The organism is Streptomyces sp. NPDC094034, assembly GCF_040303865.1.
Taxonomy (GTDB): Bacteria; Actinomycetota; Actinomycetes; order Streptomycetales; family Streptomycetaceae; genus Streptomyces.
Window position 1 is genome coordinate 1 of record NZ_JBEOUD010000056.1, and the last position, 11,856, is coordinate 11,856.

Below are 11,856 nucleotides of genomic sequence, written 5' to 3' on the forward strand. Positions count from 1 at the left end.
AGTGCAATCGCGAGGGTTTCGAGGTCTGTCGTCACAAACGGACTAACGAGACCCTCGCTTCATGCACCCGAAAACTTCGGACTTACTCATCTAGGTCCTGTCCGGGGCAACAAAGGTCACCGGATCCGGTCCGGACCGTCGTCGGCGGCCGAGGTGATCGCGAACGCCTCTATCTCCAGCAGCAGTTCGGGACGGAACAGCGCGGCCACCTGGACCGCCGAGCTCGCCGGCGGGCGCGATGTGTCGATCACCGCGTCCCGCGCCTCCCGTATCGCCGGCAGATGCGCGACATCGGTGACGAAATACGTCAGCTTGACCACATCGTCGAACGAGGCGCCCGCCGCGGCGAGACAGCGGCGCAGATTCTCGAACACCTGGCGCGCCTGGGCGGCCGGATCGCCGTCGCCCACGATCGCGCCGTCCTCGTCGAACGCGCACTGGCCCGAGACCGCGATGAAGCGGCCGGTGCCCCAGACGACATGGCTGTAGCCGTTGCCCGGGGCGACACCGGCGGGGGAGTGTGCGTGGGTGAGTTCTGTCATGGGCTCATCCTCTCCGACGGCACTGACAACGGACCACGGGGTTCTCCGCGCCCGGAAGAGGTCGGGCGGCGGGTCGCGCCGGCCGCTACAGCGGCGTGAGTGGTCCGGCCGCTACAGGAGCGAGAGCGGTCCGGCCGCTACAGGAGCGTGAGCTGCGTGGCGCCCGGTCCGGGATCCGCCACCGGCCTGATCGGCAGACCCGGAAGGTCGGGATCCCTTGGCACGGTGATCCGCCGGGCCCCGCCCCGGCTCGCCGGACCGATGCCGAACTCGTCGGCCAGTTCGTGCACCTGCCGGGTGATCCGGCGCTGGTACCACTTGGGGGCGTACGCGCCCTCCGCGTACAGCCGCTCGTACCGCGCCACCAGATGGGGATGGTGTCGCGTCAGCCAGGCCATGAACCACTCGCGCGCGCCCGGCCGCAGATGCAGGACGAGCGGGGTCACCGAGGTGGCTCCGGCGGCGGCGATCGCGCGTACCGTCGCGCGCAGTTGGTCGGGACCGTCGCCCAGGAAGGGGATCACGGGTGCCATCAGCACCCCGCAGCCGATGCCGTTGTCACTCATCGCCCGTACGACGTCGAGACGGCGCTCGGGCGAGGGCGTGCCCGGCTCGACCGTGCGCCACAGCTCCTGGTCGACGAAGCCGACGGAGACCGAGACGCCCACTTCCGTGACGGCCGCGGCCTCCCGCAGCAGTTCGAGATCGCGCAATATCAGCGTGCCCTTGGTGAGGATGGAGAAGGGGTTCGCGTGGTCGCGCAGGGCCGTGATGATCCCCGGCATCAGCCGGTAGCGCCCCTCCGCCCGCTGGTAGCAGTCGACATTCGTGCCCATGGCGATATGGGCCCCCTGCCACTGGCGGGAGCCCAGCTGGCGGCGCACCAGCTCCGGTGCGTTGATCTTGACCACGATCTGGGAGTCGAAGCCGAGCCCCGTGTCGAGGTCCAGATAGCTGTGGGTCTTGCGGGCGAAACAGTAGACACAGGCGTGTGTGCAGCCCCGGTACGGGTTCACCGTCCATTCGAACGGCATACGGGACGCGCCCGGCACCCGGTTCACGATCGAACGGGCACGGATCTCGTGGAAGGTGATGCCGCGGAATTCGGGCGTGTCGAAGGTACGGGTGGTCACGGCGTCCGTACCGAAGAGCGCGATGTCCCCGGTCGGCCCGGTCTGCCCGGTCGTCGAGACGTTCTCGACCAGATTGTCCCAGCGCATGGGTGCCTCCTCGGTAGCACTGACCACAGAATAGAACACATGTTCCCTTGATCGCCGCAACCACGATTTGGGCGGGCGTGCCGGAGGGTGGTTGGCTGGCCGCACCCCACCGGAAAACGAGTGCTGGAGGAAGAGCCATGGCGCAGGTCGAGGCCACGACGGAGCGAATCATCGCGGCGGACCCGGAGACGGTGTTCGACACTCTGGCCGACTACGAGAACACCCGCGCGAAGCTTCTGCCCGGGCACTTCAGCGAGTACGAGGTGCGGGAGGGCGGCGACGGCGAGGGCACCCTGGTCCACTGGCGGCTCCAGGCCACCAGCAAGCGCGTCCGTGACTGTCTGCTGGAAGTGACCGAGCCCGACGACGGCCGGCTCGTGGAGAAGGACCGCAACTCCTCCATGGTCACCACCTGGACCGTCACCCCGGCCGGTGAGGGCAGGTCGAAGGCCGTCGTGACCACCGTCTGGGACGGCGCGGGCGGCATCGGCGGCTTCTTCGAGCGGACCTTCGCCCCCAAGGGCCTGGGCCGCATCTACGACGAGATCCTGGCCAGGCTCGCCAAGGAGACCGAGAAGGGCGACGCCGCGTAGGACATGTCCCCCCGGATGCGGGCCGGTTGAGGCCGGCCCGACAGATAGTTGCCGGGGGTCACCGTTTCGAGTGGATTTCCCCGCGGCGCCGTAGCGTGCCCCCGCACGACGCGTCGCGGGAAAGCCCCTGATGAGCGGCCCCGGCGTCAGCCCCACCGGTCAACCCGCCCCCGTCACAACCCCGTTCAGGGGAGAGCGGCCCGCTTGCTCCTGCTTGGCGCGCAATGCGAACAATGACGCCGCGCAGGTGTGACGAGGGGAGCAGTACGTGGGCGGGACCACTCTGGTGAAGGACGTCGGGAACGGCGTAGGGAATGGCTTCGGGAACGGTGTCGGGAGAGATGCCGACGAGGCCGCGCGGGCCGCGTCACTCGCCACACCCACCGCCGCGGATCCTCCGTCGCCCCCGCCCGCGGGCGGCGCCGCCCCCGCCGAGGCCCTCAGCCCCCGCCGGGTGCGGCTGGTCTTCGTCGGGCTGATGCTCGCCCTGCTGCTGGCCGCGCTGGAACAGATGATCGTGGCCACCGCGCTGCCCAAGATCGTCGGTGAACTCCAGGGCCTGGACCGGATGTCCTGGGCGATCACCGCGTATCTGCTCACGGCCACGGTCGGACTGCCGATCTACGGCAAGCTCGGCGACCTCTTCGGCCGCAAGGGCGTCTTCCAGTTCGCCATCGTCGTGTTCATCATCGGCTCCGCGCTGGCCGGCTGGTCGCGCACCATGGACGAACTCATCGCCTTCCGCGCCATCCAGGGCATCGGTGCGGGCGGGCTCATGATCGGCGTCCAGGCGATCATCGCGGATATCGTGCCGCCCCGGGAGCGGGGCCGCTTCATGGGGCTGATCGGCGCGGCCTTCGGGCTCGCGTCCGTGGCCGGTCCACTGCTCGGCGGATTCTTCACCGACCATGTCTCCTGGCGCTGGTGCTTCTACATCAATGTGCCCTTCGGCCTGGTCACGCTCGCCGTGGTCACCGTCGTCCTCAAGCTCCCCAAACCCACCGCACGCGCCCGCCTCGACGTCCTGGGCGCGCTGCTGCTGGCCGCCGCCTCCACCTGTCTGGTGCTGCTGACCAGTTGGGGCGGTACGGAGTACGCCTGGGGCTCCCGCGTCATCCTCGGACTGACCGCGGGCGCCGTCGGAGCGGCGCTGCTCTTCCTGGTCGTCGAGCACTTCGCCGTCGAACCGATCATCCCGCTGCGGCTGTTCCGCGACTCCGTCTTCAACATCACCAGCCTCATCGGGGCGGTGGTCGGCGTGGCGCTGTTCGGCGCCGCCAGCTATCTGCCGACCTATCTCCAGATGGTCGACGGGGCCAGCGCCACCGAGTCCGGTCTGCTGATGCTGCCCATGATGGGCGGGGTCGTCATCGCCTCCATCGTCTCGGGTCAGCTCATCAGCCGCAGCGGCCGCTACAAGATCTATCCGGTGCTCGGCGGGGTGCTCTCGGTGGCCGGGATGTGGCTGCTGTCCCGGCTGGACGTCGACACGTCACAGCTGGAGAGCGGGATCGCACAGGCGATCCTCGGCCTCGGGATGGGGCTGGTGATGCCCGTACTGATCCTCGCCGTGCAAAACGCCGTACCCCCCGCCGACCTCGGCACCGCCACCAGCGCCAACAACTACTTCCGGCAGATCGGCGGCAGTGTCGGAGCCGCCATCTTCGGCACGCTCTTCGCCAATCGGCTCGCGGACGCCCTCGCCGACCGCGTCCCCGCGGGCAGCGGCCTCCCCGACGTCGAGTCCATCACCCCGCAGGCGGTCCACGCGCTGCCGCCCGCGCTGCGTGACGGCTATATCCAGGCGTACGCGGACGCCATGCCGCGGATCTTCCTCTATCTCGTGCCGGTGCTCGTCCTCGGCCTGTTGATCGCCTTCTTCCTCAAGGAGAAACCACTGGTGTCCCAGAACGTCCCGGCCGCCGAGTCCGGCACCGTCCCCGCCGCGCGCAGCGCCTCCACCCCCGGCATCCCCGCCGCGCCGGCACCGGCCCCGTACATCTCGGGTGTCGCGGTCTGCGGCACGGTGCAGCACTACGACGGCTCCACCGTGCCCCGCGCCGCCCTCACCCTCATCGATGTCCACGGCAAACAGATCGGGCGCGGTGCGAGCGGCCAGGACGGACGGTACGCGCTGAGCGTGCCGGGCTCGGGGTCGTATGTGATGATCGCGGCGGCCGGCGGGCATCAGCCCCAGGCCGTCACGGTGACCGTCGGCGAACGCCCCGTCGAGCTGGACGTGGTCCTCGGCGGCGCCGGGCGGCTCGCCGGGGCCGTGCTCACGGCGGACGGCACGCCGGTACGGGACGCCGCCGTGACCCTCACGGATGTACGGGGCGAGGTGGTGGCGAGCACCCGCAGCGGGCGCGAGGGCTCGTATGTGATCTCGGAGCTGGTGGCGGGCGAGTACACCCTCGCCGCGAGCGCGCCCGCCTTCCGGCCGGCCGCGCTGCCGGTCAGTGTGCAGGCGTCGCGGGAGACCCGGCAGGACATCGAGCTGGCCGGCGGGGCGGTGCTGCGCGGTACCGTACGCGCCGGGGGCGGCCGTCCCGTCGAGGACGCCCGGGTCACCCTGCTCGACGCGGCGGGCAATGTGGTGGACACACTCACCACCGCGGCCGACGGCACCTTCCGGTTCGTGGATCTCTCGTCGGGTGAGTACACCGTGATCGCCGCGGGCTATCCGCCGGTCGCCACCGTGCTCCAGGTGGCGGGCGGGGGACGCACCGAACGCGATCTCCTGCTCGGCCACGAGGACTGACTGAATTTCAGTCAATAGGGGGTTGTGCGCGGGCGCACTACCGATTAGTTCATTGCCCGGCGCATCCCCCGCGCAGGGCCGTACCGTGGAGGGCGGAGCCGCGGATCCTGGCGGCAGGGAAGGAGCCTCCCACCCATGGACAGTGGTGTTCCGCCGGGACTGTCGCGGCAGCGGCCCGCCGCGGACGGCCGGATTCCGCTCGCTGTGGTCGTCGTGGACGGGGACGGCCTGGTCTCACACTGGTCGACCGGCGCACGGAGACTTTTCGGCCACTCGAAGGACGAGGCGGTCGGTCAGCCGGCCACCGATCTGATGCCGGTCGCCGGTGCCCTCGCCGCGGCGGAACGCGGCGTGGCGCACGGCATGGACGACACCGGCATCGACCTCGACCAGGACGTCGACCTCGACACCGGGAGCGGACCGGAACTGCACGGCCGCGGCTCCTACGCGACCGCGGGGCGCGCGACGCTCTCGGAGCGTGGACGCGACCGGCTCGACGTGGTGTGGTGGGCGTATCCGCTGATCGGCCCGGAGCCCGGGCGTCATCTCGTACTCGCCGCGGATACGGCCCAGTTCACGCGGGACGATGGGAACGGCCGGGCCGACACCCGGCGGATCTCCCCGGTCTTCGCCCTGCACGCCGAACTGCCCGACGGCGGGGCGCTGGCCAGGCGGCTGCCGGACATCCTGCCGAACATGGGCCCGGCCGAATCCAATCGCATCGTCGCGCAGGTCCTCGAACTCGGCTATCCGGCCCTGGAGTTCAGCCATCACGACCGGGTGCCCGTCACCCCCGACTGGGGGGTGCCGAGGCGGCCCGAGGGCCGCGGCGGTGTGACGGAGCCGGTGGACGGCGACGGGGACCGCAGGCGGCGGGCCGCGCCCCGTCCCGAGCTGGACCTCGAATACGCGGCGGTGCGCGAGCGGTTGGAGTTCCTGAACGAGGTCAGCGGCCGGATCGGCTCGTCCTTCGATCTGGCCCGTACCATCCGCGAGGTCACCAGCGCGGCCGTGCCCCGCTTCGCCGACTTCGCGGGTACGCATCTGCGCGCCGCGGTACTCGCCGGGGAGGGGTTCCCTGACGGCCCGCCCGACGCGACCACCGTCTGGCACCGGGTCTGGGTCGAACACAACGACGAACCGGGCCGCTGGGACGACACGGTGCCCGTCGGCGAGGCCATAGCCTTCCCCGCGCACACACCGTTCTTCCAGTGCATGGTCACCGGCGAGCCGGTGCTCATCCCGCGGCTCAGCGAGGAGGCGGGCGACCGGATCTCGGGCGAGTTCGAGAAACGCGATCTGCGCCCCCTCATCAACCACCGCTCGATGCTGCTCGTCCCGCTGAAGGCGCGTGACGTGGTACTCGGCTTCATGGTGCTGATGCGGCGGCCCGACCGGCAGCCGTTCGACGGCATGGACCGGACGACCGGCGCGGAACTCGCCGCCCGCGCCGGGCTCGTGCTCGACAACGCCCGGATGTACACGTACCAGGAGAATGTCGCCGAGACCCTCCAGGACAGCATGCTGCCACGGGTTCCGCGGCATATGGCGGGATGCGACATCGCCACCCGCTATCTGCCGGGCACCCGGCTCGGCCGGATCGGCGGTGACTGGTTCGACGCCGTCAAACTGCCGGGCTCGCGCACCGCCCTGGTCGTCGGTGATGTGATGGGGCACGGACTCAACTCGGCCGCGATGATGGGGCAGTTGCGCACCGCCGTACAGACCATGGCGCCCATGGAGCTGCCGCCCGCCCAACTGCTCCGCAACCTCGACGACTTGGCGCGGCGGCTCGGCGAACTGTATCTGGCCACCTGTCTGTACGCGGTGTACGACCCGATCAGGTCCGAGCTCCAGATCGCCAACGCCGGGCATATCCCGCCCGTGCTCGTACGCGCGGAGGACGGCAGGGCCGAGGTGCTCGATCTGCCGACCGGCGCCCCCATAGGGGTGGGCGGAGTGGCCTTCGAGACCGCGACCGTCGAAGTGAGCCCCGGTGACCGGCTGGTGCTCTGCACCGACGGTCTCGTCGAGGTGCGCGGGGTGGACATCGGGGACGGCCTGGCCGCGCTCTGCGCCTCGGCCGCGCACCCCGCCGCCTCGATGGACGAAGCCTGCGACACCATCATTCGCGCGCTCAACACCCATGAGGGGCGCAAGGACGATGTGGCGCTGCTGATGGCCAGGCTGAACGGCATCCCGGACGGGGACGTCGCGGAGTTCCGCCTCGCCCTGGACCCGCGCGAGGTGGCCAGGGCCAGACGACTGGTGCGCGGGAAGCTGCTCGACTGGGAGCTGCCGGCCGCGGTGGAGACGGCCCAGCTGATGGTCAGCGAACTGGTCACCAACGCCGTGAAGCACGCGCGAACCCGGCGGGTCGGGCTGCGGCTGGTCCGTACGGACGCGCTGCTGTGCGAGGTCATCGACGACGAGCCGGCCCCCGCCGCCCTGCTCGACGCGGGCCGGGATGACGAGTTCGGGCGCGGACTGCGTGTGGTGAGCACGCTGGCCCGGGAGTGGGGCACCAGCAGCTCGGCGCGCGGCAAGACGGTCTGGTTCGAGCAGGCTCTCGCGCGAAAGGTACGGGCGCGGTCGAACCGAAGCTGAAAGTACCGAACGGGAGCAGAAGTTCCGAACGGGAGCTCAAAGTTCCGAACGGAAGCTGAAAGCGGCGAACGGGACCGGAAAGAGGCGTCCGCCCTCTTCCGCGCCGACCCGCCGGGACGGTAATCCGGATCTTCCACCGCCCGCCCCCGGCGGGCCGCAGCAGGGGAGACCGTACATGGATGTGTCGCAGCGCTACCGCGAGTCATGGGAAGGATTCTGGGCGGCGACCTCCGACACGCCGGGCGAGGCGATCTGGGACTCCGAGCCGTCGTTCACCTCCATACCGGACAGCGAACTGCTGCTGCGGTACGCGGACGCCACCCTGCCCGTGGTGGACCTCGGCTGTGGCAACGGCACCCAGACCCGCTATCTGGCCACCCGCTTCGCGCGGGCGATCGGGGTGGATCTCTCGCACGCGGCGATCGAGCACGCGCGGCACGCCGACACCGCGGGGACCGCGGAGTTCGAGCAGATCGATCTGGTGGACCTCGACGCGGTGCGCGCGCTCCGGGACCGTACGGGCGACACCAATGTCTATATGCGCGCGGTCATCCACCAGAGCGAGCCCCAGGACCGGTCGGCGGTGGCGCGTGCGGTGGCGGAGCTGCTGGGGGAGCGCGGCCGGGCGTTCGTCGTGGAACTGACCAGCGCCTCCAAGGCGGTCCTCCAGCAGGCCGCGGCGGAGCCGGGAGGCCCGCCCCCCAAGCTGCGGCGAGTCTTCGACCACGGGCTCAGGCCGGCCGACGCCGGGGACGAGGAAGTGCCGGAGTTGCTGCGCGCGGCGGGGCTGCGGATCCTGGCGGACGGGGACACCGCGCTGATCCAGACGGAACAGCTGCGGGACGGCACCCGTATCGAGCTGCCGTCGCGGTGGTACATCCTCGCCCGCGAATGAACCGCGACGCTTCCTGAGCCCCGAATCCGCGGACCGATCGCCGGGGATCGCGGGACTGCCCTGAGCCGCCCCGGAAATGAGTTGCTCTTCCGGGGCGGCTTCTGCTGTACTCCCCGCGACAGCCGATTGATCAAGGAGAAGATTATGCGCCGAGCGTCGATGCCCATCCAGAAGGTCACCATCGCCTATCTAGAGGACATGACGCTCCATGAGTACGTTGAACCTGGGAATTCTGGCGCATGTCGACGCCGGTAAGACAAGTCTGACCGAGCGGCTGCTCTTCACCGCCGGTGTCATCGACGAGATCGGCAGTGTCGATGACGGCAGTACCCAGACGGATTCCCTGACGCTGGAACGACAGCGCGGTATCACCATCAAATCCGCCGTCGTGTCATTCGTGGTCGACCACACCACGGTCAATCTGATCGACACCCCCGGCCACCCGGATTTCATCGCCGAAGTGGAACGGGTCCTCGGTGTGCTCGACGGCGCCGTGCTGGTCGTCTCCGCCGTCGAAGGCGTTCAGGCACAGACCCGGGTTCTCATGCGGACGCTGCGGCGGCTGCGCATTCCCACCCTGATCTTCGTCAACAAGATCGACCGCACCGGCGCGCGATACGAACAGGTACTGCGTGGCATCTCCGAGAAGCTCTCCCCCTCGCTGATCGCGATGGGGACGGCCACCGGTCTGGGCACCCGCGACGCGCTGCCCGTGCCGTACGGCGCCGGCGACGCCGCGTTCATCTCGGGACTCGCCGAACTGCTCGCCGACCATGATGACGCCCTGCTGGCCGCATACGTGGACGACGAGAAGGCGCTTCCGTACCACCGGCTGCGCGAAGAGCTGGCCGTCCAGACCGGACGGGCGCTCGTCCACCCGGTGTACTTCGGCTCGGCGATCACCGGCGCGGGCGTGGACGCGCTCATCACCGGGATCAGGGAACTGCTGCCCAGGGCCGGGGGCGATCCGCAGGGGCCTGTCTCGGGCACGGTCTTCAAGGTGGAACGGGGGCCCGCCGGGGAGAAGGTCGCATACGTACGGATGTTCTCGGGCACGGTTAGGACGCGAGACCTGCTGCGCTTCCACCGGCCCCCGGAGAGCGACACGCCGAGCGATCCGACGGGCGACTCGACCGGCGACGCGGCAGGAGAACCGACGGCAGAACCGATGGCAGGACCGACGGGCGAACCGACGGCAGGACCGACGGGTGATACGGCGAGTGCCACAGCGAAGCAGGCACGGGACAAGGAGGACAAGGTCACCGCGATCAGTGTGTTCGACCGCGGATCCGCCGTCCGGAGCGCGTCCGTCTCCGCCGGGCGGATCGGGAAACTCTGGGGCCTCGGCGAAATCCGGATCGGCGACGAGATCGGAATCGCGCGCACCACTCCCGCGGGGCGCCGCTTCTTCTCCCCGCCGACGCTGGAAACAGTCGTCGTCCCCCGCCGCGCCGAAGACAAGGGCGCGCTCCATGTCGCGCTCAGCCAACTCGCGGAACAGGACCCGCTGATCAATCTCCGGCAGGACCGGATCCGACAGGAAATCTCCGTCTCTCTCTATGGCGAGGTGCAGAAGGAGGTCATCCAGGCAACGCTGCTGGATGAATTCGGGGTCGACGTCACATTCCGCGAGACCACGACGATCTGTGTGGAAAGGCCCGCCGGCAGCGGAGCGGCCGTCGAGATCATGGGAAAGGACCCCAATCCTTTTCTCGCGACCGTCGGGCTGCGTGTCGATCCGGCGCCCTTCGGTGCGGGCGTGGAATTCCGGCTGGAGGTCGAGTTGGGGTCGATGCCGTACGCCTTCATGAAAGCCGTGGAGGACACCGTGAAGGAGTCGCTGCGGCAGGGCATTCACGGCTGGCAGGTCATCGACTGCGTGGTCACCATGACCCATTCCGGCTACGCCCCCCGGCAAAGTCACTCCCACGGTGTCTTCGACAAGAGCATGTCGAGCACCGGCGGCGACTTCCGCCATCTGACCCCGCTGGTGCTGATGAGCGCGCTGGAACGGGCGGGCACCACCGTGTACGAGCCGATGCACCGCTTCCGGCTCGACCTCCCCGCGGACGCGCTCGGCGCCGTACTGCCCGTCCTGGGGCGGCTGCGGGCCGTCCCGCGCACCTCGGCCGTGAACGGATCCTCGTATCTGCTGGAAGGGGAGATTCCGGCGGCCCGCGTTCATGAGCTGGAACTGCGGCTGCCTACGCTGACCAGTGGTGAAGGGGTGCTCGAAGCGTCCTTCGACCACTACGAGGCAGTCCGCGACACCATCCCGGCCCGGCCCAGAACGGACCATGATCCGCTCAACCGCAAGCAGTATCTGCTGCATGTCGTACGACGGGTGTAATGTCCCGCCGACGACCACCTCGCCCGAAGGAGAACGGAGTACCGGTGAAGATCCTGATCAGCGCCGACATGGAGGGCGCCACGGGGGTGACCTGGCCGGGCGATGTGCTGCCCGGCACGCCGCAGTGGGAACGCTGCCGCTCCCTGTTCACCTCCGATGTCAATGCCGCCGTGCTCGGCTTCCTCGACGGTGGCGCGGACGAGGTGCTGATCAACGAGGCGCACTGGAGCATGCGCAATCTGCTGCTGGAGCGGCTCGACGACCGTGCCCAGATGCTGACCGGCCGTCATAAGTCGCTCTCCATGGTCGAGGGCGTCCAGCACGGAGATGTCGACGGCATCGCCTTCGTCGGCTACCACACGGGTGCGGGTACGGAGGGGGTGCTCGCGCACACCTATCTCGCCAACTCCCTCACCGGCGTGTGGCTGAACGGCACCCGGGCCAGCGAGGGGCTGCTCAACGCGCATGTCGCCGCGGAGTACGGGGTCCCCGTGGTGCTGGTCACCGGCGACGATCTGACCTGCGTGGACGCGCAGGGCTACGCGCCGGACGCCCGCAAGGTCGCCGTCAAGGACCATGTCTCGCGGTATGCGGCCGTCTGCCGGACGCCGGCCCGTACCGCCGCGGACATCCGCGCGGCCGCCAAGGCGGCCACGGCCCTCGCCGGACGTCACGCACCGGTCACCGGTGGCCCGTTCACCGTCGAGATGGAGTTCGACGCCGCCCATCTCTCCGACGTCGCCACGGTCGTACCGGGCGTGGCTCCCAGCGGGGAACGCAAGGCCGCGTACACCAGCGGGACGATGTATGAGGCCATTCGTACCTTCAAAGCGGTCACCACGATCGTTTCGGCCGCCGTGGAGGAGCAGTATGGCTGATATGACACCC

At 69.7% G+C, this 11,856-nt stretch carries 8 protein-coding genes; 6 read left to right on the top strand and 2 right to left on the bottom strand.

The annotated features are described in order from the left end of the window. Positions 1-116: 116 nt before the first annotated feature. Both ABTZ59_RS32965 and ABTZ59_RS32970 read right to left on the bottom strand, forming a co-directional pair. On the bottom strand, positions 117-542 hold the full coding sequence (locus tag ABTZ59_RS32965; protein WP_351422538.1) for a RidA family protein: 426 nt from the start codon (positions 540-542) through the stop codon (positions 117-119). 137 nt (positions 543-679) lie between these two features. Further along, positions 680-1,762 (bottom strand): Rv2578c family radical SAM protein, encoded by a 1,083-nt coding sequence (locus tag ABTZ59_RS32970; protein ID WP_351422542.1) that lies wholly within the window; start codon positions 1,760-1,762, stop codon positions 680-682. A 137-nt stretch (positions 1,763-1,899) separates the two neighbouring features. Between ABTZ59_RS32970 and ABTZ59_RS32975 the strand changes: the two genes are divergently transcribed. The 6 genes from ABTZ59_RS32975 to ABTZ59_RS33000 all read left to right on the top strand — a co-directional run bounded on the left by ABTZ59_RS32975 (position 1,900) and on the right by ABTZ59_RS33000 (position 11,846). Next, entirely contained in the window at positions 1,900-2,355 is a 456-nt protein-coding gene (locus ABTZ59_RS32975) for an SRPBCC family protein (RefSeq protein WP_351422545.1), read from the top strand. A 268-nt stretch (positions 2,356-2,623) separates the two neighbouring features. After that, the gene (locus tag ABTZ59_RS32980; RefSeq protein WP_351422549.1) at positions 2,624-5,116 is read left to right on the top strand and encodes an MFS transporter; all 2,493 of its coding nucleotides are present in this window, start codon (positions 2,624-2,626) and stop codon (positions 5,114-5,116) included. Positions 5,117-5,251: 135 nt separating this feature from the next. Beyond that, complete coding sequence (locus ABTZ59_RS32985) at positions 5,252-7,723, top strand: ATP-binding SpoIIE family protein phosphatase (protein ID WP_351422551.1); 2,472 nt, start codon at positions 5,252-5,254, stop codon at positions 7,721-7,723. Positions 7,724-7,898: 175 nt separating this feature from the next. Continuing rightward, complete coding sequence (locus ABTZ59_RS32990; RefSeq protein WP_351422555.1) at positions 7,899-8,618, top strand: class I SAM-dependent methyltransferase; 720 nt, start codon at positions 7,899-7,901, stop codon at positions 8,616-8,618. A gap of 208 nt (positions 8,619-8,826) precedes the next feature. Continuing rightward, positions 8,827-10,968, top strand: coding sequence for a GTP-binding protein (locus ABTZ59_RS32995; protein WP_351422560.1), 2,142 nt, complete (start codon positions 8,827-8,829; stop codon positions 10,966-10,968). A 44-nt stretch (positions 10,969-11,012) separates the two neighbouring features. Next, on the top strand, positions 11,013-11,846 hold the full coding sequence (locus tag ABTZ59_RS33000; RefSeq protein WP_351422564.1) for a M55 family metallopeptidase: 834 nt from the start codon (positions 11,013-11,015) through the stop codon (positions 11,844-11,846). The last annotated feature ends 10 nt before the right edge of the window (positions 11,847-11,856 follow it).